Consider the following 21,492-nt stretch of genomic DNA (forward strand, 5'->3'; position numbering starts at 1 on the left):
TTTACAAGATCGCCAGCCAATACTTCTGGAAAACCTGGGATATCGTAAATAGGTTTTTTAGGATAGATCTCTGAACACTGTCCTCCTGGCTGTGGCAAAGCATCAATTAAATGACACTTCAGCTTTAATAAACCTGCTTCAAAAACCGTAAATAATCCCGTTGGTCCTGCTCCTATTATTAGTATATCTGTTTTAACCATATAAAAATTCTAATGCTTAACAAGTAAAACTTATTAAGACTTATTATAAATAATGCAAATGTATTTTATAAGAAGCTAATCAAACCTACGTGATACGGAACTATATGTACGCAAAACGGAGGAAAACCGAGAAGCTATAAATAAAAGTGCTACTGAAGTTTATTCAATTTAAACAATACTGATTTATCTTTTTCTAATTCAGATTGGTAACACATAGACAATTCAAAAACCATAAAATCCTCCACTTTAAACAAAGAAAGGTTTATAGCGTCCAACAAAGACAGAACATCCTCATAGCTTTGTATTGAAAACACCAAGATCATCCTACCGCCATTACAAACTTTATAAAACACTTCGTTTATATAATCTGTTAACTGACTCCTATCTATCCTTGGATTAATGCTCAATATTCTATGAAAGAACTGATTGACGTATGGAATGTCATTATTCTCGAAGCAACTAAAAATAGCCTTCCTTTTAGATATGTATTCCTTATAAACAACAGCAGCTTTATTTACAAAATTAATGGAGGAATCTAGTGCAAAATAGCTAACACTAGCATCTTCTAAAATAAAAGATGTTAAAGGATTGATTCCAAAATAAAGATCCAAGACTCTTACTTTAGGTCTTAATTCTAATGACTTAACTATTAATTCAATGAATTTATCATAAGTGATATTATTCAATTGCATTCCTACTGAGCTAGAAACATTTACATAAAATTCATCCACACTATCACGCCGGTTTTCTAATTTATTCATCCCCCAAACCATTATTAATTAATAAAAAAATCCATTATGCTTATTTAGATTAAGTTTAAATAAGTACTTTTGAATTTCAAAAATAACTATTTGAATCTAGCTTAAACCTACGCTATAGGGAATAAAACCTACGTGATAAGAAATAATGGAGAAACTTAAAATTAACAAGAACACCAACAAGGCTACAGAGTTTAATTTCGGGAAAACAACAATAAAAGTAGATAACTATAGCACCATTGAAGCAAACACTGTCTTTGATGAAGAGGATATTAAGGGATGGTACAAAGAGGCTATTTATAATGAATTCAAAATAGGGTATGGAGAACTATCTACTAATAAAAATGCATCCCTTACTTGCAATTATTATGATAAAATAATTGAGATGATATTCTCTGTTGATGGTAGCGCATCAATGAAGTACAATGGATCTACACAAGTTCATGACTTTCAAAAAAACACTCATACCGTTCTTCACTGTAAAAATAACTACACAGAGATCACATTTAAAGATACCTATTCTACATTTGTTCTGATTCAATTAAATGCATCTTTTTTTGAAGACTTAATTCCTTCTGAATCGACATTCAATGACTTTAAATCTATCATTAGTGAAAGTCTAACTGGATGCATTAAAAACGTAAATAATACAATAAGTCCTAAAATGAAGCTTATCATTGAAGAACTAAAAACCTCTTCTCTAGAAGGCCCTTATCGTAAGCTATTTATACACTCTAAAGTGCTTGAGTTATTGCTCTTGCAATTAGATCAATATAAAACTTCAGAAGCAAGCTCCACACTTTCTGAAAATGAGATTGTAAAAATTAATAATGCAAAGGAATACTTGTTAAAAAACTATAAGAAACCAATAACCATACAGAAACTAGCAAAGGCTGTTGGAACTAATGAATTCACTTTAAAAAAGGGGTTTAAAGTAATATTTGGAGAAACTGTATTTAGCTGTATCAGTAATTTAAGGATGAATAAAGCCAAGCAATTACTGTTAAATAATAATTTATCAATTAGCCAAGTATCAGAAATCATAGGGTACAAAAACCCACAACATTTCTCTACAGCTTTTAAGAAAAAGTTTGGATATGTTCCTAGCAAGCTTAAAAAATAAGCTGCTAATTTATACCATGATAAGCTGCTAATGTCATCCCTAGAACTAAAACACAGGAAAAGAAAATACCAATTGTGTTAGCTAAGAAGGCTGTTTTATATGGCATTCTAAATAAATAAGCAGCAATTGAGCCTGCATATACTCCAGAGCCAGGTATTGGAAGCATTACAAAGATTAGAATCCCATAAAAGCCGTATTTAGAAATACCACTTCCTGCACCAGTTTTAACTCTTCGTGCCACTTTAATAGCACTTCTTTTATAAAAGTTCCAACGCAACAAATGCTTGTTTAAATAATCAAGAAAGAAAGTCATAATTGGAAATACGAGAACATTGGCTAAAAAGCAACAAATAAAGGTCACATACATGTTGGCATCTTTAAAGATAGCATAAGGTATACCAACTTTGGCTTCACCAAAGGGCGATATACTCCACAACATAGCAATTATTATATCTGTAATCACTCTTCTTTTTTATTTAAATTTTACAGCCTTCAAATAAACAATTTATTTCTTTTATTTTGAACGTATAAATGTAAAGAAACTTACAATCATTCTTTAGAAAAGCACACCAATTAAATCTTCAATTTAGTCTTAAAAGCAAAAAGCTCCACTAAGTTAATAGTGAAGCTTCTTGTGAGCCCGATAGGATTCGAACCTATGACCGCCTCCTTAGAAGGGAGGTGCTCTATCCAGCTGAGCTACGAGCCCGTAACTCTATAATTGTCGGGGTGGCAGGATTCGAACCTGCGACCTCCGCGTCCCAAACGCGGCGCGATAACCGGGCTACGCTACACCCCGATTGGTTATCTATAACTTCGACAAATATATGTCAAAATTATTATAAAAAAAAGCGGAGAGACAGGGATTCGAACCCTGGCAACACTTACGCGTTGACAGATTAGCAATCTGCTCCATTACCACTCTGGCACCTCTCCTAAATTCTTTAATATTTTTATGAACGTGCAACCCTTAAATTGCGGATGCAAATGTAGTAGTTCACCTAGAACAATGCAACTATTTTGTGCATTATTTTTATAAAAAAATAATACTTCCCTAACAACCAATAAAATACTATTCAGGATATTCTATTCTCAAGTGATAAATATTGGTCAATTTTTGCTTTAATACCTTTTTTATCTGTTCAATTTCTTTGAAAGTAATATTGGCATTTAGAAACTGTTTGTCCTCAATTTGCTTGTTAATAATTTTATCAACAAAATCATTTATAATAGAAAAAGTAGGATTCTTTAAACTTTTTGACGCTGCTTCCACAGAATCTGACATCATTAAAATAGCCGTTTCCTTAGAATACGGTATTGGCCCTGGGTATTGAAAATCATCTTTATTTACACTTTCATCCATATCATGAGCCATACGATAAAAATAATATACTACCGATGTTCCGTGATGTGTTCTTATAAAATCAATTACACGATCTGGTAAATTATGCTTCTTAGCTAATTCTATTCCTTCTATAACATGGTTTATTATAATCTTCGCACTTTCTACTGGAGAAAGCTCATTGTGCGGATTTACACTTGTAGTTTGATTTTCTGTAAAATATGCTGGATTGTTCATTTTACCAATATCATGATATAAAGCTCCTACCCTAACCAACATAGAATTAGCGCCAATCTCATTAGCAGCAGCCTCCGCTAAATTAGCTACTTGTAGCGAATGATGAAATGTTCCTGGGGCTTTATCTGAGAGCTCTTTTAATAATTTAGAATTTGTATCTGAAAGCTCTAATAAAGAAACATCAGAAACTAAAGAAAATAACTTTTCGTAAATATAAATTAAAGGAAAAGCAGCCAATGTTGCTAAACCATTTAAAATAAACAATCCGAAGTTAACCCAATGGATATTATCAAAATTACCTTCATGAATAATGTAAAAGGCAAAATAGGCTATTATATATACCAATGTTATCTGTGCTACCGAAATAAATAAGTTCGCACGTTTATGAAGCTCAGAAATAGTCTGTATGGTAACAATCCCAGCTATAACTTGTAAGAATACATATTCAAAACTATTTGGCACTATAAACCCTAATAATAACACCGTAAGTACATGTGTAAACAACCCTAAACGGGGATCAAAAAAGGCCTTTAAAATTAATGGCATAATACACAGAGGGACAACATACACGTATTGCACATTAAACTTAACTACGGTAGTCGTTAAAAATATAACCACCAGAATATTAAAGAAAATAAAAGTTACTTTATTATTATTCTCAAAAACTTCTTGTCTATATTTCTGTAGGAACAGTAAAAGCATCAGTAGTGTAAGCCCTACTAGAATTGTATACCCAAAAACAATCCAGTTATAATTATTTTCATTCCATAATTTGGATTGATATTCTCTTCGGAGGGAATTTAAAATATTATACTTCTCCCCTTCTACAACTTCCCCTTTAGCAACAATCCTTTTCCCTTTATCAATATTACCACGTGTTGTTGTTACCTTGGCGATTTCACTTTCTAATGTTTTTTCCGTTAAAACCTCATCAAAAAACACATTTGGCTGAATTATATCAAAATAAATACTGTTATAAAGGTCTTTATACGCTACAATATCTTTCTCTGTCAGATACGCATCTATAATTTTATCTAATTGACTCAACCTAACAAAACTTCCGTATAATACGGTTTTCTCTTCGTTGCCTTTTACAACGTTTACAACCTTATCACCACTATAATCTGCATCATTTTGAACAACTCCCTTTGTATAAATATTGGTAAGTAATTCTTTACCGTAAGAACGTAATTGCTCTAACTCTCTTTTATCTATTTCTTCTTCTGAAAAATAGGAAGAGAACTTCTGATCGTAACCATTTAAAACTGCATCACGAATAGCTCCTTCATATTTAAAATAATCAGAGTGATTGGCTTTTACTGCTGCTTTATCATTCTTAATCTCATCATCTGTTTTATAGATTGCAAAATCAAAAGGAGCATATAAAGTCTCGTATTGCCACAACTTCCCTTTCTGAAAGTCATATTTAAATTTCCCTCCTTTAGGAAATAAATAAACTATAAGAAATATGGTTATTATAAAAAGAAAAACCTTGTAAATTAATGACTGGTTTTTATAAAGATTGTCTAGAAAATGCTTCATCCATTAGGTATTGATATTCAAATGTAACAAAAAATAGTCTCCTTATTACCATTTATTAAAAACGAACTTCTTGTGATTATCTTTTTAAATTAACTAAATTCGCAACAACAAAACGAGTATCATGAAAAAAGTTGTAATAGTTTCTGCTGCTAGAACACCAATTGGAAGCTTTTTAGGCGCTCTTTCTACAGTTGCCGCTCCTAAATTGGGTGCAGTAGCAATAAAAGGAGCCTTAGATAAGATAAAATTAGATCCTTCTTTAGTAGAAGAGGTTTTAATGGGGAATGTAGTGCAAGCTGGCGAGGGTCAAGCTCCTGCTAGACAAGCTGCCATTTACGCAGGGGTTCCTAATACGGTTCCTTGTACCACCATCAATAAAGTATGTGCTAGTGGTATGAAAGCTGTTATGCAAGGTGCGCAAGCAATTGCTCTTGGAGATGCTTCTATTGTTGTTGCTGGAGGAATGGAGAATATGAGTCAGATTCCACATTATGTACACATGCGTAATGGTGTTAAATTTGGCCCTGGAAAGATGGAAGACGGACTTCAAAAAGATGGTTTAGTTGATGCTTATGATGAAAATGCAATGGGGGTATGTGCAGATGCATGTGCTACTGAATATAAATTTTCTAGAGAAGATCAAGATGCATTTGCTGTACAATCTTACCAAAGATCGGCTAAGGCATGGGAATCTGGTAAATTTGATAATGAAGTAGTTCCTGTGGAAGTTCCTCAACGCCGTGGAGATGCCGTTATCGTTAAGGAAGATGAAGAATACAAAAATGTAAAACTCGATAAAATTCCTTCGCTTAGAGCTGCTTTCAGTAAAGATGGTACTGTAACTGCTGCAAATGCTTCTACAATTAATGATGGCGCTGGTGCTGTTGTATTAATGAGCGAAGAAAAAGCGAAAGAATTAGGTTTAAAACCACTTGCCACTATCGTAAGTTATGCTGATGCTGCTCAAGAGCCTAAATGGTTCACTACAGCTCCTGCAAAAGCATTACCGAAAGCATTGGCAAAAGCTAATTTAGAACTTGGAGATGTAGATTTCTTCGAATTTAACGAGGCTTTCTCTGTTGTGGGATTAGCAAATATGAAGATTTTAGGGTTATCAGATAAAATTGTAAACGTAAACGGAGGTGCTGTTTCTTTAGGACATCCACTTGGCTGTTCTGGGGTACGTATTTTAATTACATTATTAAATGTGCTAGATCAAAATAATGCAAAAAGAGGAGCTGCTGCAATTTGTAATGGTGGTGGTGGTGCTTCTGCAATTGTAATCGAAAGAAATTAACCTTAAACAATTAACATCATCTAAATGCAATACGGTATTTGTCATCTAAGTATTGTTCCTTTACGTAATGAACCCCAAAATGCTGGAGAATTAAGTTCTCAGGTGCTTTATGGGGACCATTTTAAGGTGTTGGAACGTAGAAAACATTGGAGTAAGATTCGATTAGCTTTTGACAAATATGAAGGATGGATTGAAAACATACAATACCAGCTGATTGATGATTCCTTATATGATAAAATCGATAAGGAGTCGCCATTGCTATCTGCAGATTTAGTAGAGTTTGTTTATGATCAGCAGAATAATCTAATTCCAATTCCTTTAGGCTGCAATATTAATACTGTTTCTTACTTAGCTGCAAATTTTGACGGTGAAAGTAAACAAGGTATTTTCCCAAAAGAAAACATTATTGAAACTGCCTTTTTATATCTCAATGCTCCATATTTATGGGGAGGAAAAACCCCATTTGGAATTGATGGCTCTGGGCTTGCACAAATGGTTTATAAACTAAATGGATATAAATTATCTCGTGATGCTTCCCAGCAATCTAAACAAGGGGAAGCATTAAGTTTTATTGAAGAGAGTGAGCCTGGAGATCTTGCTTTTTTTGATAATGACGAAGGAGAAATTATTCATGTTGGGATTATAATGAAAGATAACTACATCATTCACGCTCACGGAAAAGTACGTATTGATCGGTTAGATCATACGGGGATTTTTAATGTAGATTCTAAAACACACACGCATAAATTAAGAGTTATAAAAAAAATAGTGTAACCTTTATCTTATTAGGTTGCACTATTTTTAACTATCTATATTTTTTTAGCCTCTAGCTTTCCCATATATCATCAGATTTTGTAAATTACTGGTCAAAACCAACCAACTGATGTCTTTTTACATTAACCGAAGGCAGTTTATAAAGTCTGCCACCGCCGCCTCATTATTCACAGCTTATGGTGCGTACGGACACCATTTAATGTTTCCTTCCCAAAAAATTAAAGTAGGCCTAATAGGTACAGGCTGGTATGGTAAAAGTGATTTACTGCGTTTAATACAGGTAACATCAGTAGAAGTAGTAGCACTATGCGATGTAGACAAAAAAATGCTTAACGAAGCTTCTAAGCTAATTACACAACGAAATAAACAGTCAAAACCGCCTCACCTATTTACCGATTATAGAACTATGCTTTCTTCTGAAGAAATGGATATTGTTTTAATTGGAACTCCAGACCATTGGCATGCATTAAACACTATAGAAGCGCTCAAAGCTGGATGTAATGTATATGTACAAAAACCAACTGGAGTCGATGTTATGGAAGGCGAAGCAATGATAAAAGCTGCTGAAAAATATAACAAAGTTATTCAAGTAGGACTGCAAAGAAGGAGTACTCCTCATTTAATTGATGCGAAGAAGAATGTTATAGATACGGGACTTTTAGGAAAAATTGGCCATGTAGATATGTGCTGTTATTACCATATGCGCAGTAATGGAACTAGAAACCAGAAACCTATTCCAGACTTTTTTGATTATGATATGTGGTGTGGGCCTGCGCCAAAACTCGACTATACAGGTTTACCACATAGGCAATGGTGGCGAGCACGAATGGAATACAGTAACGGAGTTATTGGAGATATGTGTGTCCATATGTTTGATGCTGTACGCTGGATGTTAGGTTTAGGTTGGCCTAAAAGTGTTCAGTCTAAAGGCGGGATTTATATCGACAAAGGAGGTTACGCTAATACTAGCGACTCCCAAACTGCGATTTTTGAATATAATGATTTTAACTGCGTATGGAATCATCGTACATGGGGAACACCAACCGATCCAGAATATCCTTGGGCATTATTTATTCATGGCGAAAAAGGAGTTTTGAAAGCAAGTGTGAAAAAATATGAGTTTATTTCTACTGATGGTAAAAATCATATTAAAAAAGATGTGGTTTACGAGCGAGAAAAATTCCCAGAAGACCTTACAGAAAAAGATATCGAACTACACACAGCTCCTGCTACTAGAGGACATATGTTAGATTTTTTGAGCGCCATTGATCAAGGCTCTAAACCTATTGCTAGCATTCAAGAAGGACATATTTCTTCTGCAAGTTGCATTATTGCAAATATATCAATGGAACTTGGGAAACCGCTTCAATATGATCCTAATTCATATTCTTTTGTAAATGATGATGAAGCTAATCAATATTTAGCTAGAAACTATAGGCAAGATTGGAAACACCCACATCCTAAAGATTTTATCTAAAGTGTTTCCAATATAAATACCTATACTATAATCATATAATTGTATGTACCCGATAAGCTAGAATTAAAAACGCTCTACTTATCTAAAATAATCTTATCTATTTTGGATAATTCTGCCTTTGTAAACTTCAAGTTATTTAAGGCTTCTATATTATCTTTTAACTGAGAGACTTTACTAACACCTATTAAAACAGAAGTAACTCTTTCATCTTTTAAAAGCCATGCAATAGCCATTTGTGCTAAACTTTGGTCACGTTTTTCAGCAATCTCATTTAAGCTCTTAATCTTGGCAACTAAAGCTTCATTGATCCTTGATGCATCCAAATAACTACCTTCTGTCGCTGCACGAGAATCTTTTGGAATCCCTCCTAAATATTTATTAGTAAGTATTCCTTGTTCTAGAGGAGAGAAAACAATACTCCCAATTCCTGTTTCTGTTAGTGCATCTAGAAGTCCATCTTCCACCCAACGATCCATCATATTATATCTCGGTTGATGTATTAAAAAAGGTGTTCCCTGTGCTTTTAAAATCTTAGCTGCCTTTTTGGTGTCCTCTGCATTGTATTGAGAGATTCCCACATAAAGAGCTTTTCCTTGCCTTACAATCTGATCTAAAGCTCCCATCGTCTCTTCCAATGGCGTATTAGGATCTGGGCGGTGGTGATAAAAAATATCTACATAATCTAATTTCATTCGCTTAAGCGATTGGTCTAAACTCGAAATTAAATATTTCCTAGAGCCAAAATTCCCATAAGGACCAGGCCACATATCCCAACCTGCTTTTGTAGATATTATAAGCTCATCTCTAAGCTTCTTAAAATCACGTTTAAATATCTTTCCGAAGTTCTTTTCTGCAGATCCATATGGAGGCCCGTAGTTGTTGGCTAAATCAAAATGAGTAATTCCATTATCAAAAGCGGTACGGAGAATTTTAGCAGCATTATCAAAGTCGTCATTATCGCCAAAATTATGCCACAACCCTAATGATAATAAAGGAAGGTCTATTCCACTTTTACCACATCTGCGGTATTGCATTTTCTCGTATCTATCTGCTGCTGGTTTATATTTTTTCATACTTTATTTCTTTTATAGGTTGTACGATTCGATTGTTATTTTCTAATCAGTAATTTCTTATACTTCGGAATCATTTGACTTGCCATTTTCTCATGATCCTCAATATTTGGATGAGAACCACAGCCTTTAGGGTTTATGTCTTTAAACTGAAAAATAACAATATCATGGGTTTCCTCGAAGCTATTTTTCACTTCCTGAAGGCAAGATACTAAGATATCGTTTTTTTCTCCAGAAACCATTGGGCTATTTAATAAAACGACTTTTGCTTTAGGATATCGTTTATAAACAAGCTTTACAAAATTAATATAGTTCTTCGTAAATTTTTCTTTGCTGAAAGGCAATCTCTTTTTGGTTCCATCTCCTGTTGAAAGATCGTTTGTTCCTAAACAAATACTAACAATTGCTGGTTGCTTTTTAGGTTTCCATAAATCCTTTTTATTACCGTCTAAATTTATCGTTTGGTAAACATCTGGCATCACAAATTGATCTTCATCATTCCAATTTCTATACATTCCCATTCCAGAGAAGCTACTCAATGTATAATTAGCGTTCAAAGCGCGCGCAATTCTGGAACCATAAGCATAATAAGCAGTGTGTTGATCGTACCACTCTGCTCCGCTCCCGCATGGAATCTCTTCCGTAGCTGCACCATATCCGCAAGTAATAGAATCACCTATAAACTCCATCTCTAATGAAGAAGTATCGTTATAGGTAAGTAACTTTTCAGCATTAATTGTAGTTAATAACAACCCTCCATTAGGGGTCTCTGTAGCTTTAAAAATCTGAACATGGTTTGAGGAATCTTCCTTTAAATCAATTTCGATTTCCGTTTCCCCTGCTGCGGATATCTTATAACGATCTATATAATTCCCATTTAAGCTAACTTCAATAAATCCATAAGCATCGGTAGCAGATTTACAATTGATAACTACAGATTTTCCTGAAGCTATAAAAGATACAGAAGAAGCGGAACCTATAAGCTCCACGGCATTTGGTAGTAATTTTGTTCTTCCTTCTATTTTAAAAATGTCTTCATTGCTAAAATCTGAGTAAGGCTTAAGTTCTTGTGCTTTAATACCGATAACAATAAATAGTATCAAAGCAGTTAAAAAGTGTAGGTTAGGCATAGGTTAGTTGTTTTTTAAAATTGTAAGTTATAGTTCATAAAACTATTACATAAATATATTCAATAAAAGGAAAAGCGCAATTAATAATAATCACGCTTTTCACATCTAACAAAAAACCTAACCCACGAAGTGGGAATAACCAAAAATTCATTTCACTTATTTACGGAATTATTAGCCTTGCGGTTTTATATTTCCATTCAAAAGAAACTCTTCATATAATATAGTTTCATATTTTCAGTTTATCTGTTGTATTTTAGCACCAGAAATTTATAATTATATGAACCCCTCTGCCCAAGGTTGGATAGATAAGTTTGCTTCCGTTACAAAAAACAAAGAACTATTATGTTCTGATACTACTTCGCTATATAATGAACTGCGAAAATTAGGATTTATATATGGAGCAAACGTTTCCACACCTCCATTTTTAAAGGTCAACAACGACCTTTCTGAAGATGAGATGGCAAAAGTCAATCTATTTGCAGCCTTACACAACACCTATTTTATTTATAATAGCTCTGACACAAGCTTCAAAGATTTTATTAAAAATCTAACTACTTTTTATGAACTATTAGAGGCTGAGAAAATGTCTTTTTTCAGTAATCTATTTATAGGAAATAATAATACAGCGAGGCTAGAAAAAATCATTCACGATCGTGTTTATTTACTAGATAATATCTTAACCAAAAACTTTCAAAAAGTACTTACCAATTCCCTTCTTTATGTAGATGTTCTTATTTATGAAAAGTTCTTAAATGGAGCCAAAGATATAAGGTTTCATGCGCAACAAATGGAACAGATATTAATTAATCTTTCCTACCACGCCATCAATATAAAAGAAGAGAAAACAGAAAATGACAAGCAACTTATTAAGCTTTTAAAAGCTTCCATAATGTATAATACTATTGAAGAAAGTAAATTTGATGGTTCTTACAGATCGTTGCTTAAAAAAGATTTTCCGATCAATGAAAAGAGATACTTTCTAGATATGGTATGCCTTGCTGCTTGGGAAGATCATTCTATGGATTATAAAGAATCTGAGTTTATATTTGGAACAGGAGAAGATCTAAAACTCGAGGAGCATTATGTAACGGAAGCCATTCAACATGTGAGCATTTTCTTTGAAAAATATAAAGATCAAGTTTCATTATTTAAGAATGCAAATCCTGTAAAGCAGTTTTTTGATAACTCTCATAACCTTGTAAAAAGACTCATTACAAGAAATAGTAAGCGATTAAAAAAAGAACTTGTTGAAAGTAAAGAGCTCCTATATTTACTGGGGAAATCTACTGCTACTGATCTTACGGAAGAAGAACGTAAAAAAATAAAAGTTCAGCTATTAGATATTTTTAAATCAATTCCCTCATTAGCCATTTTTGCACTTCCAGGAGGCGCTATTCTTTTGCCTATTTTTATAAAATTAATTCCAAAATTACTCCCTTCTGCTTTTGATGATAATAGAGTTGAAGACGAATAACAAATAAAAATTCCGTTCTATAAACTTATAATAGCCATAGAACGGAATTAGAATTAATATATCGAAATCTTATAGATGCATAGAATCTAAAATAGCAGTTATATCTGCTTCTGTAGTATCTGGATTGATAAAGCAAAAACGAGCTACTGTCTCAAAAGTATCCCCGTCTCTCCATTTTGTAGGTGTTACTAATGCAAACCCCTCTTTATGGTTCTTATAGGTCCAATTACGATAATCGTCTGGAGTCCAACCTTTTCTTCGGAATAATACACAAGATAAGCTTGGCTCTCTTACCAATTCTACATTTTCATTCTCCGTAATTAATTTCCCTGCTAGTTTTGCTAAGCTAAGTCCTTCTTCTACTGCCCATTTATATTTATCTGTTCCATGCATTGCCAAAGAAAACCATAAAGGTAAACCTCGCACTCTTCTTGTTAGCTGGATCTGATAATCTGATGGATTAAACCCTTGTGCTCCTTCATCTTTAAAAATATCGAGATAGGAACCTTCCTGTGCATGAGCTTCTTTTGCTAACTCTGGATTCTTATAAATAATGGCACCACAATCGTAAGGCGAAAACAACCATTTATGAGGATCGATCGTAATACTATCTGCACGCTCAATTCCTTTAAATAGATGTCTTACAGAATCGGCCGCTAAAGCTCCTCCCCCATAAGCTGCATCCACATGGAACCAAAGCTTTTCTTTCTCACATACTTCCGCAATTCCATCTAAATCATCTATAATTCCAGCATTTGTAGTCCCTCCTGTTCCTACAACGGCAAACAAACGCTTGCGTTGATGTGGAGTAAGCTCTTCTAATTTAGACTGCAAATCTTGCTTGGTCATGCTATCCTCTGTTTCAATAAGCATTACTTCAGCATCAATAACTTTTGCCATCGATTTTACCGAAGAATGTGCTCCAATAGAGGTTATCATCAAGCCCTTCTCCCCTACATTACTTTCATCTTTACGCCAATATTCTCTTGCCGTAACAATTGCAGAAAGATTTGCTGCAGTTCCTCCACTAGTAAAAACTCCAAAGGCTCCTTTTGGTAATCCTGTTAAAGAAACCAGCCATTTCATAGCTTCATTTTCACAGAAAATACCACCTGCACCTTCCATCCAATAGGCACCATGAATACTTGATGCTGAAGTCACCAAATCGAACATTATGGAAGCTCGTGTTGGCGATGCTGGTACAAATGCTAAATGTCTTGGGTGGTCTATAGGAACTGTTGCTTTTATAAGCACATCTTTAAATAATTGAAATGCTTTCTCTCCTCCAATCCCCTTTTCGGTTACTGTTTCTCCTACTAAAGCTTTTAATTCTTCTTCTTTTTTTGGCTTTCCTAACTCTGGAGAAACCATAGTTATTCTGTTTAACGCGTACTTCATGACATCTAAAGTCATCTCCACAGAATCCATATCTATATTATGCATACAAAATCACTTTTTTGCAAAGGTAAGCTTTTGTTCTGTTTTCACGAGAATTTGCTATCTTTATAAAAAGCAAGATTGTGACCAACCAATTATTTAAAAACGCAAAAGAAGCATTAATAAATGCTGCGAAAGACGCCAAGCATCCGTTCCGATATTTTACAATGGCTACTATCGGAATTAATAAAAGCCCTCGATTACGAACCGTTGTACTCCGCGAAGTTAAAGAGGATCTTACCCTAAAAATATTTACTGACAAACGTTCAAAAAAAGTAACTCATATTAAAGAAAATAACAATGTGTGTTTATTATTTTTTGATCATAATAAAATGCTTCAGCTTAAAGTTGATGGGAAAGCTTATTTAGAGCAAGATGAAAAGACTATAGAAGAAATATGGAAACAAATTAGAATCGGTTCAAAAAAAGATTATTTAACCACCCAAGAGCCTGGAGCAAAGATTAAAGATCCAGAAATGATTGAATATTTAGACACTTCTAATCATTTTGCAATCGTACACATTATCCCTTCTAAAATTGAGTATCTAGAACTCAAAAAGGAAAAACATATAAGAGCTCTTTTTTCTAAAGAAGAAAATACTTGGGAAGGGAGTTTTATAGTTCCGTAGTTTGGGTAATCCTTATGGGTATTAAGTTTTCGGTTTTGGTAAACAACTAAGTCAATATTAAACTCACTCCTTTTCCACTAAAAATCCTTCTAGTTTATAAAAAACCATCCATGACTCCCAGCTACAGCTCCTACAATTGTTATTAAACTTAATAGTAGCAAAAACCAATGTGCTTTATGCATAATTGAGAATGTTTTTGCAGGATTCTTTTCAGCATATTCTTTAAATAATTTATGCAAAACGAGTGGTTCCAATACGTATAGAACTAGCGTAAATATAATCCAAACAAGTGTCATAGCGTGGATCCACCAGAATCGATAATCCAAATATCTATCCCAAGCATCGAGCACATAAAGCATATAAAATCCGGAGATTCCCGTTATTAAGGTTGTTATTTTTGCTTGTGTAGCGAATTTCCCTTCTATCTGCTCAAATGTTTTAATCTGATCTTCTTTAGATTTAAGCTTTTTTATAGCAGGAATAATAACAGTCGTAACCATTGCCACCCCACCAATCCATAAAACAACTGCTACCACATGTATGATTCGTGCTAAAGTAAATTTTTCCATTTGTATTATTTTTAATGTTTCGTGTAGCGAAGTGTTAGCGACTTATATTAAAACTACAAGCCCCTATAATTCATTTTTATATTTTAGAAATGGTAACAATCATCCGCTGGTATTGTAATATGTCTTTTAACTTCAATTCTTTTTGCTTTCGGTTTTGAAGCCAATTTTGAGCAGGTTTATAATCGCCAATACTAAACTCCCAAACAAGACTTGGAATTCTATCGAAATACTGTTGCTTATTAATCCATATTCTCCCTAACTGATTTTTCATATCATATAATTCCCAATCTACATCCGTAATCTCTGTGGTGATTATATTATCTCCCTCTTTAGGATATGTAGCTACCGATTTCTCTTTTTCAATGTATTCTAAAATAAAAGATACTCGTAACGCTCTTCCTGTTTTTACTGATTCCCAAAAAGTATTGGTGTCTTTTGGAAGCAACAGCCCATTAGAATTTATGTTTATAAGCTCTTTATTACTTTCTCTCTGCAAAGGAGCATGTAAAACGGCGTACATATAATCTAAAACATCAAAAAGAGTGAAACTAGTTTTATAATCATCTCTAAGTTCACTGCTATTAGCATAGCAAACGTTAGTTTCTGTTTCTTGCTCGAAAATAAAGGGTAGACTTATTACTGAAGAAATCTCATTTACAATATCTCGCTTAGGACTCCGCATTGAATTTATGGTAGTTGGCTTTCTTGTAAATATAGTTAATATAAAAACATTAATAAAGCCTCTTTTACAGACAATTATATTCTATAAAATAAATTACAAAGTTACTAACGGCTTCCATTTATCTGACTCCGCAAACTCTTTAACAATACTATTTCTAGTTTCAAGTAGCGCAGTCATATACCTTTTTAAAAACAATACATCTGCTAATTTACCTAAATAACCTAGAGGTGAGCTATAACAAAAAATATCTGTCATAAGAGTTACTCCCTCTATAGTTTCGAAATAGTGCTCATGTTTAAACTCTTTGAATGCGCCATTAACCATTTCATCTACAAAATAATTAGGACGGTCGAACTCTGTAATTTTAGATGTTAGATTTTGATAAACCCCAAAATGCTTAGCTCTCCATGTTACGCTCTCATTCAAACCGATTAAACCGCTTGTTATACCTGCAATTGCAGTTTCATTAGTATGTTCAGTAGATATTTTATGTAAATCTATGCTCCTAGAAAGGTCAAATACAACTTCTTTATCTGCTTTAATTTCTGTAATCAATTTTATTATTGGCATAATTATTTTCTGCTACATACTAAATAGTTTCTAATCTTAAGTGAATGGAAAAAAGGAACCTTTTATAAAGTAATAAGCCACTTCAGCAACAAATAAAATAGCTATTATAATAAAGACTAATTTTACATTTTTTCTCATCTTCAATAATGGAGCTTAATTAATAAAAATTATCATATCACAAAATAGTTAATAATTAGATATTTAAAAACCCATTTAGGTCCAAAGGTGTCCCGTTTAGGTCTTTTAATGAAGATTATGATTAAAAGACTTAAAGTTTTAAGTGAAACATCAAAAACTTTAGGCTCCACACTTAAAATTTTAAGCAAAGAGGTTAAATCTTTAGCCCTCGGGCTTAAAGTTTTAGGCATCAAGCTTAAACACATCTATTTTTGACCTAAAAACTCTATTAAAACACTACAAAATATCATTAAAAGACTCAAATAGAACATTAAATAACCTAAAAGCATCATTGTTTACGCTAAAAATTGCCAAAATCAGGGGAAACTTATGTATTATTCCTGTAACCAATAAGTTACTTAAACAATGTTTTACTAATGCGAAATCAGGCAAACCATATAATGAAATGTACGTTTCTGTATTGCTCAAATAATTATAATGAATAGAACAAAAAAGCTTACAAAATCAATTAATTGAATCTGTAAGCCCAATATAATAGTGTCTAGTATTTTTGAAGAAAGGGTTGGCTTTTTACCTCAGTTCTTTGTTGTGCAGTATGCTTTTATTTCCGTAATTTTTTTTCTGATATCGTTGTTATAATTCCATTTATTTTGCTTTATTTTTTTGAACTACTTTTAACATTTTTTAGATTTTCAATTGTTTATCATTTTTTAAAAAACACTATTTGAGAATGATTCGAAGTAATTCTCTGATAAGTTCCTTTTTTTTGTAAATCCCTGAATATAATCATTTAACAAGTTTTCTGATTGATATAAAACTTTATTTTTGGAATTTTTAAACTCTTCAGCTGTATATCTTCGTGGGTTTGAATGACCTGTTCCAAAAGTAGATTGAGCTTCATAGAAAAGTATGAAATATAGTGCCTTAAATCTATAGTTACTTGACTTTAATATTTCTAAATCTTTTTCTGAAATATCGAACTCAAAACTCATATCCACATGACCTGATGAAACAGGGAAACAATATGTAAGACCAGTTTCACTTTCATAAATAAAAGGGTTATAACCTTCTTTCAATCTATAAACTTCATTTTCTATTTTCTTCATGCTCTGTTTTAAATGCACGCCAACGTTAAATATATGCATTCGTGCGAGCGGAAATACAAGGAATTTCAAGCTAAGCACGAGTACTGTTTGTATTGCGTTATTACAGATATTCCTGTCCTCAGACTTAAACCACTAACTTCGCATGATGTATATATAGTGTTGTAGAGCGTTATACTTTCTTTAAATCATTATAATCTAGTCTTTTTTTCATTTTTTTACCGTTAATTTCAATGAAGTAATAATACTTTTCATCTTTGTGATGCCATATAAAATCAATAATGCACCCAATCTCTTGATTATAATCTATCAGGACTTTGTCTTTTTTTAAATATGATGGGGAAGGAAGAACTTTTAAAATTCCATCTTTTTTAACTCTTATAATTGTATTGTCAACCTCTATAAATAAAAAGTTTTCTTTCTCCGATAAACATTTTACTACACCTATGCCATTAGCTTTTATTAAGTTTAAATCATCTGGATGTATTAAATGATCTAAATCTGAGTTAGGGAGCCATGGGTAGAATATCCATTTATTTTCCATCTAGAGTATTATAGGTTTATATGAAAGGCATTTCTCAACAACTTCTTCAACTGTTGGGTTGTATCTTAAGTCCTTATCTCTTCTTGCATTAAAGTTCTCGGGATAATAGAATAGATTAGACCCGTTAGGGTGAATTACATTTGCATCAAATAGTTTACATAATTCTAAATGTTCTTTTTCAGTTCCGCATCCAGTTATTATTTTGTTTCCTAGTTCAATTAATTCTTCACGATTCATTTAGCAATGCTCTACAACGGCTCCGTATATGTAAAGTAGCGCTGAAAATAAGCGATAACTTTTCGGATGAAACACAAGCCGAATTTTTAAATTTTACTAATTATTTTATATTTTGGAATTTGTCAAATTTAAAAATTTGGCGACTTTCCAAAAATGCCCAAACCATAGTGTTAGCAATGACTTGCGCTATTTTTTATATACATTGTTATCTCTCGTTTTTTTCTGCATTACTATTTCCGCAACAGCTCTATTTCAATATCGACAGTTGATTCATTTGGCATATAAAAAATCTGTCTTCCTGCTGACCAAACTTCTGAATTCAAAATACCGTAATCAGTATTGAATAGAAAAGCTCCATTCGCATCATCGTAGGATTCTACCAAATCATAAAGGTCAAAAGGAAATTCCGAAAGGTTTTTATTAAAATACTTTTTAGGTTCAATTATATGATGCTTATCTCCTACAATATAAAGTGACTTTTCGTGCTTTACATATTGTGCTGAAATATAATCATCAAGGGTATCTTTTGGGTCTACAAATCGATAAGTTATTGTTGAATCACGTTCAGTTTTATTTAGAATTAGCTCAATTTTTCTTTTTAACACATATTTTTCCCAATTTAGAGTGTCAAGTCCGTACGAGTATAAAATTCGGTTGTGTGTTGATTTGGTAATGACATTGTTTTGCTTTTCGAAATATTCGGCATCTGTTTTAGTTCCCATTATGGAAATTCCGAAAATGGTTATTCCAACAAAGCCTAAAACTCCGAATGAAACCAAAATTAATAATATGTTGAATGTTTTTTTCAAATGAGAGATAACTATCAAACAAACGCAATTACGTTTGTTATTTATAAATATACACTTTCAAAAAATAAATTACTTACGGGAATCCATAATATGAGGAAAAAGAGAATAGAAAGGACACATAAAGTGTGTTTTACAAATTTGAGTATTCGCAGATTTGCAAAATTATGGGTATGAAATTGTATATTGTTTTATATAAATAATGGGGACTTATATACGAGGGTTTCCTGAAATAAATTCAGTGGTAGTAAACTTACAATTACCTTAGATTAAGTATGAAACCAAGCTATTATCCTCATACATATTAAATTGGCAATCGCTTTTTAATATTGAGATTCTATCTGTTCTATTAATTCATTTGGACTTTTTACATAAGCAAAAAAGCTAGATTTAGTTCCATCATCCTTTAATAAAACAATGGTTGGAACCGACTCAATTCCATATTCCGTTCTCGTAGTCTTTACATATTCTTGATTCTCAGTATTTGATTTATCTAAATCATCATAGACTTTTACCATCACATATTTTTTTGAATAATCAATAAACTCCGATTGAGTGAAAGCATATTTATCAATCATTCGGCATGGGACACATTTTTCCATTCCAAAATAAATTAATACTTCTTTGTTTTGTTTCATCCCAATTTCAATTCCGTTATTAATATTGTCAATCCAATCAATTTTTTCAACTGACTCTTGAGAAAATCCATAGAAGGATACTAACAGAAGTAAAATCATTAAATTATTTTTCATAATATTCAATTTTTGGTTATAGTTAGTGGTGTGCTTGAGTAACTAATTAAGCAAATACTTCCTAAATAAGAAATCAATTAATTGAATCTGTAAACCCAATATAATAGTGTTTAATATTTTTGAAGAAAGGGCCTGCTTTTTACCTTAGGTTTTTGTTAGGCAGTTATTTTTTCATTAATCCAATCCATTTTTTAATTCCGATTGTTGCTGGGAATTCAGTTTCCATTAATAATATTTTTTCTCCAAGATGATTTTCAATATTTAAAATCAAACTGTTTAATTCAATTTTTTCATTCAAATGCTTTTCGTAAATATTATATCCAAAGTCAGTTTTTAACTTTTCAAAATGTTTCTCCTCCATTTGAAATAACTTTTTAAAATCCAAAACCTCTTTTAGTTTTCTCACGTGAATATTTATATATTCTATGACATTATCACTGTCAGTTAAACTTAAAGTTTCTCCGCAATCACATTTTATAGATCCAACTTGACCATATCGTGAACCATTATGTTCGTAAATTTTAGTCAAATAATTTCTACAAGAGGGACAGAATAAAGGAAATTTAGTAACATTCAATTGAATTCCATATTCATTTCCCCGTACTATTAATTCAAATTCCATTTTTCTATATTAATTCCATTTTGACTACGTCTCGATTAATGAAGCACAACGGTTTTGTATATGTCTCGTAGCGTGCAAATTAGCGATAACTATTCGGTTAAGCACGAGCCGAATTTTTTAATTTTCTTATTACCTTTTTTTTCAATAAGCCAAATTAAAAAATCTGGCGGACTTCATTAAAAAGCCTTGAACTTTCGGTTAAGCTTCAAACCCCGTATTAACTATAGCCATTGTTACAAAACGTTTTTTATGTTATTTGATATAGTTCAACTACTAATTTATGCTTATGACTGTAAAACATAAATATCTTTTTATCACACGAGTCAGGGCAGAATCCATAAGTTTCTAATTCAGTTATAAAAGTCATAGGATTTCCGTCAGGGTCTAATGGTGTTTCATCAGATTGCCACCATTCTGGCTCGCCTCCAATTATCAGGTTTTCTAAATTAAAGGACTTTCCATTTTCCTTAAATTCAGTTTTAGATTTATTATACGAAATTTTCGTTTCTTCATAATATTCTTTCCAGTCATCTGTTAAATCAAAATATCCAAAATCTGTATTGAATTTATATTTACCATTTTCTAAGGAAAATGAAATCATATTATCTTTACAATAATCATTAAAATATTTAGCAGTTTCTGTATTGTAAGGGTCTTCGTGAAATTGTATTAAATGTATTTTTTCATTTTTCCACTCTTTGTTTATTACTCCTAAATCAATTGAGCAAACAGGGAAAAATACTTCTGCATTTTTATCAAGGTTTTCTTTAAAAATAGATTCAATATCAGGGAACAATTCAATATGATTTTTAGGAGTAACTTTTTCTGTATTCAGTTTGTTTTCTGTTTTAGTTTCCACTTCACTATCCACTAATTTGGCTGTCTCAGAATCTTTCAGATTATTGTTTGTTTTGTGTTCTGTTTTTTTGTTTTTTTTGAAAAAGTCAAATATTCCCATTGGTTGTTTTTAATGTTTTGT

The 21,492-nt window shown here is 32.4% G+C and carries 23 protein-coding genes and 3 tRNA genes; 6 read left to right on the forward strand and 20 right to left on the reverse strand.

Going from position 1 to position 21,492, the window contains the following annotated elements:
- Together JM658_RS16345 and JM658_RS16350 are read right to left on the reverse strand one after the other, a co-directional pair.
- The coding region (locus tag JM658_RS16345; protein WP_236960828.1) for an NAD(P)-binding protein at positions 1-200 on the reverse strand (200 nt) is incomplete at its 3' end.
- Positions 201-349: 149 nt separating this feature from the next.
- Entirely contained in the window at positions 350-961 is a 612-nt protein-coding gene (locus JM658_RS16350) for a hypothetical protein (protein ID WP_236960830.1), read from the reverse strand.
- Positions 962-1,106: 145 nt separating this feature from the next.
- Between JM658_RS16350 and JM658_RS16355 the strand changes: the two genes are divergently transcribed.
- Positions 1,107-2,081 carry a helix-turn-helix transcriptional regulator gene (locus JM658_RS16355; protein WP_236960832.1) on the forward strand — a complete coding sequence of 325 codons (975 nt, stop codon included), beginning with the start codon at positions 1,107-1,109 and terminating at the stop codon, positions 2,079-2,081.
- Between the two features lie 4 nt (positions 2,082-2,085).
- On the opposite strand, the gene JM658_RS16360 is transcribed toward JM658_RS16355, so the two are convergent.
- The 5 genes from JM658_RS16360 to JM658_RS16380 form a co-directional block, all read right to left on the reverse strand.
- Positions 2,086-2,544, reverse strand: coding sequence for a COG2426 family protein (locus JM658_RS16360; protein WP_236960834.1), 459 nt, complete (start codon positions 2,542-2,544; stop codon positions 2,086-2,088).
- 172 nt (positions 2,545-2,716) lie between these two features.
- Positions 2,717-2,790 (reverse strand) — tRNA-Arg (locus JM658_RS16365).
- Between the two features lie 15 nt (positions 2,791-2,805).
- Positions 2,806-2,880 (reverse strand) — tRNA-Pro (locus tag JM658_RS16370).
- A 53-nt stretch (positions 2,881-2,933) separates the two neighbouring features.
- Positions 2,934-3,017: transfer RNA gene (locus tag JM658_RS16375), tRNA-Ser, on the reverse strand.
- A gap of 136 nt (positions 3,018-3,153) precedes the next feature.
- Positions 3,154-5,202, reverse strand: coding sequence for an HD family phosphohydrolase (locus JM658_RS16380; RefSeq protein ID WP_236960836.1), 2,049 nt, complete (start codon positions 5,200-5,202; stop codon positions 3,154-3,156).
- 121 nt (positions 5,203-5,323) lie between these two features.
- Between JM658_RS16380 and JM658_RS16385 the strand changes: the two genes are divergently transcribed.
- The 3 genes from JM658_RS16385 (at position 5,324) to JM658_RS16395 (ending at position 8,750) form a co-directional block, all read left to right on the forward strand.
- The gene (locus tag JM658_RS16385) at positions 5,324-6,499 is read left to right on the forward strand and encodes an acetyl-CoA C-acyltransferase (RefSeq protein ID WP_236960838.1); all 1,176 of its coding nucleotides are present in this window, start codon (positions 5,324-5,326) and stop codon (positions 6,497-6,499) included.
- Positions 6,500-6,523: 24 nt separating this feature from the next.
- Positions 6,524-7,273 carry a C40 family peptidase gene (locus JM658_RS16390; RefSeq protein WP_236960840.1) on the forward strand — a complete coding sequence of 250 codons (750 nt, stop codon included), beginning with the start codon at positions 6,524-6,526 and terminating at the stop codon, positions 7,271-7,273.
- A gap of 109 nt (positions 7,274-7,382) precedes the next feature.
- Entirely contained in the window at positions 7,383-8,750 is a 1,368-nt protein-coding gene (locus JM658_RS16395; RefSeq protein ID WP_236960842.1) for a Gfo/Idh/MocA family protein, read from the forward strand.
- A 74-nt stretch (positions 8,751-8,824) separates the two neighbouring features.
- Here JM658_RS16395 and mgrA read toward each other — a convergent pair whose 3' ends face one another.
- Entirely contained in the window at positions 8,825-9,823 is a 999-nt protein-coding gene (mgrA, locus tag JM658_RS16400) for an L-glyceraldehyde 3-phosphate reductase (protein WP_236960844.1), read from the reverse strand.
- Between the two features lie 35 nt (positions 9,824-9,858).
- Positions 9,859-10,950, reverse strand: coding sequence for an SGNH/GDSL hydrolase family protein (locus JM658_RS16405; RefSeq protein ID WP_236960847.1), 1,092 nt, complete (start codon positions 10,948-10,950; stop codon positions 9,859-9,861).
- 277 nt (positions 10,951-11,227) lie between these two features.
- On the opposite strand from JM658_RS16405, the gene JM658_RS16410 reads away from it, so the two are divergent.
- Entirely contained in the window at positions 11,228-12,424 is a 1,197-nt protein-coding gene (locus JM658_RS16410; protein ID WP_236960849.1) for an LETM1-related biofilm-associated protein, read from the forward strand.
- Between the two features lie 69 nt (positions 12,425-12,493).
- Here the strand turns inward: JM658_RS16410 and JM658_RS16415 are convergent, their stop codons facing one another.
- Entirely contained in the window at positions 12,494-13,867 is a 1,374-nt protein-coding gene (locus tag JM658_RS16415) for a pyridoxal phosphate-dependent decarboxylase family protein (protein WP_236960851.1), read from the reverse strand.
- Between the two features lie 77 nt (positions 13,868-13,944).
- On the opposite strand from JM658_RS16415, the gene JM658_RS16420 reads away from it, so the two are divergent.
- Positions 13,945-14,490 carry a pyridoxamine 5'-phosphate oxidase family protein gene (locus JM658_RS16420; RefSeq protein ID WP_236960860.1) on the forward strand — a complete coding sequence of 182 codons (546 nt, stop codon included), beginning with the start codon at positions 13,945-13,947 and terminating at the stop codon, positions 14,488-14,490.
- 89 nt (positions 14,491-14,579) lie between these two features.
- Here the strand turns inward: JM658_RS16420 and JM658_RS16425 are convergent, their stop codons facing one another.
- The 10 genes from JM658_RS16425 to JM658_RS16470 form a co-directional block, all read right to left on the reverse strand.
- Positions 14,580-15,059, reverse strand: coding sequence for a hypothetical protein (locus tag JM658_RS16425; RefSeq protein ID WP_236960862.1), 480 nt, complete (start codon positions 15,057-15,059; stop codon positions 14,580-14,582).
- A 76-nt stretch (positions 15,060-15,135) separates the two neighbouring features.
- Entirely contained in the window at positions 15,136-15,741 is a 606-nt protein-coding gene (locus tag JM658_RS16430; RefSeq protein ID WP_236960864.1) for a type ISP restriction/modification enzyme, read from the reverse strand.
- Between the two features lie 93 nt (positions 15,742-15,834).
- Positions 15,835-16,311 (reverse strand): SRPBCC family protein, encoded by a 477-nt coding sequence (locus tag JM658_RS16435; RefSeq protein WP_236960866.1) that lies wholly within the window; start codon positions 16,309-16,311, stop codon positions 15,835-15,837.
- 848 nt (positions 16,312-17,159) lie between these two features.
- Positions 17,160-17,555, reverse strand: a complete 396-nt coding sequence (locus JM658_RS16440) for a hypothetical protein (protein ID WP_236960868.1) — start codon at positions 17,553-17,555, stop codon at positions 17,160-17,162.
- Positions 17,556-17,724: 169 nt separating this feature from the next.
- Positions 17,725-18,096, reverse strand: coding sequence for a hypothetical protein (locus tag JM658_RS16445; protein ID WP_236960870.1), 372 nt, complete (start codon positions 18,094-18,096; stop codon positions 17,725-17,727).
- Positions 18,097-18,333 carry a bacteriocin immunity protein gene (locus JM658_RS16450; RefSeq protein WP_236960872.1) on the reverse strand — a complete coding sequence of 79 codons (237 nt, stop codon included), beginning with the start codon at positions 18,331-18,333 and terminating at the stop codon, positions 18,097-18,099. It lies immediately after the preceding gene.
- Between the two features lie 230 nt (positions 18,334-18,563).
- Positions 18,564-19,112, reverse strand: coding sequence for a hypothetical protein (locus JM658_RS16455; protein ID WP_236960874.1), 549 nt, complete (start codon positions 19,110-19,112; stop codon positions 18,564-18,566).
- A gap of 350 nt (positions 19,113-19,462) precedes the next feature.
- Positions 19,463-19,876 carry a thioredoxin family protein gene (locus tag JM658_RS16460; RefSeq protein WP_236960881.1) on the reverse strand — a complete coding sequence of 138 codons (414 nt, stop codon included), beginning with the start codon at positions 19,874-19,876 and terminating at the stop codon, positions 19,463-19,465.
- 178 nt (positions 19,877-20,054) lie between these two features.
- A complete protein-coding gene (locus JM658_RS16465; RefSeq protein WP_236960883.1) occupies positions 20,055-20,513 on the reverse strand; it encodes a hypothetical protein in 459 nt (152 codons plus the stop codon).
- A 247-nt stretch (positions 20,514-20,760) separates the two neighbouring features.
- Positions 20,761-21,471: a hypothetical protein gene (locus JM658_RS16470; protein WP_236960885.1), complete on the reverse strand. Its 711-nt coding sequence runs from the start codon at positions 21,469-21,471 to the stop codon at positions 20,761-20,763.
- Positions 21,472-21,492 lie beyond the last annotated feature (21 nt).

The sequence above is a fragment of the Joostella atrarenae genome (genome assembly GCF_021764745.1).
GTDB lineage: Bacteria > Bacteroidota > Bacteroidia > Flavobacteriales > Flavobacteriaceae > Galbibacter > Galbibacter atrarenae.

Bases quoted from the DNA above. Each gene is read 5' to 3' on its own strand.
- JM658_RS16355 (WP_236960832.1), top strand. From the start codon at position 1,107: ATGGAGAAACTTAAAATTAACAAGAACACCAACAAGGCTACAGAGTTT.
- JM658_RS16415 (WP_236960851.1), bottom strand. From the start codon at position 13,867: ATGCATAATATAGATATGGATTCTGTGGAGATGACTTTAGATGTCATG.
- JM658_RS16380 (WP_236960836.1), bottom strand. From the start codon at position 5,202: ATGAAGCATTTTCTAGACAATCTTTATAAAAACCAGTCATTAATTTAC.
- JM658_RS16395 (WP_236960842.1), top strand. From the start codon at position 7,383: ATGTCTTTTTACATTAACCGAAGGCAGTTTATAAAGTCTGCCACCGCC.
- mgrA (WP_236960844.1), bottom strand. From the start codon at position 9,823: ATGAAAAAATATAAACCAGCAGCAGATAGATACGAGAAAATGCAATAC.
- JM658_RS16425 (WP_236960862.1), bottom strand. From the start codon at position 15,059: ATGGAAAAATTTACTTTAGCACGAATCATACATGTGGTAGCAGTTGTT.
- JM658_RS16350 (WP_236960830.1), bottom strand. From the start codon at position 961: ATGAATAAATTAGAAAACCGGCGTGATAGTGTGGATGAATTTTATGTA.
- JM658_RS16405 (WP_236960847.1), bottom strand. From the start codon at position 10,950: ATGCCTAACCTACACTTTTTAACTGCTTTGATACTATTTATTGTTATC.
- JM658_RS16435 (WP_236960866.1), bottom strand. From the start codon at position 16,311: ATGCCAATAATAAAATTGATTACAGAAATTAAAGCAGATAAAGAAGTT.
- JM658_RS16410 (WP_236960849.1), top strand. From the start codon at position 11,228: ATGAACCCCTCTGCCCAAGGTTGGATAGATAAGTTTGCTTCCGTTACA.
- JM658_RS16450 (WP_236960872.1), bottom strand. From the start codon at position 18,333: ATGAATCGTGAAGAATTAATTGAACTAGGAAACAAAATAATAACTGGA.
- JM658_RS16470 (WP_236960885.1), bottom strand. From the start codon at position 21,471: ATGGGAATATTTGACTTTTTCAAAAAAAACAAAAAAACAGAACACAAA.
- JM658_RS16465 (WP_236960883.1), bottom strand. From the start codon at position 20,513: ATGGAATTTGAATTAATAGTACGGGGAAATGAATATGGAATTCAATTG.
- JM658_RS16440 (WP_236960868.1), bottom strand. From the start codon at position 17,555: ATGAAGAAAATAGAAAATGAAGTTTATAGATTGAAAGAAGGTTATAAC.
- JM658_RS16460 (WP_236960881.1), bottom strand. From the start codon at position 19,876: ATGATTTTACTTCTGTTAGTATCCTTCTATGGATTTTCTCAAGAGTCA.
- JM658_RS16390 (WP_236960840.1), top strand. From the start codon at position 6,524: ATGCAATACGGTATTTGTCATCTAAGTATTGTTCCTTTACGTAATGAA.
- JM658_RS16385 (WP_236960838.1), top strand. From the start codon at position 5,324: ATGAAAAAAGTTGTAATAGTTTCTGCTGCTAGAACACCAATTGGAAGC.
- JM658_RS16430 (WP_236960864.1), bottom strand. From the start codon at position 15,741: ATGCGGAGTCCTAAGCGAGATATTGTAAATGAGATTTCTTCAGTAATA.
- JM658_RS16445 (WP_236960870.1), bottom strand. From the start codon at position 18,096: ATGGAAAATAAATGGATATTCTACCCATGGCTCCCTAACTCAGATTTA.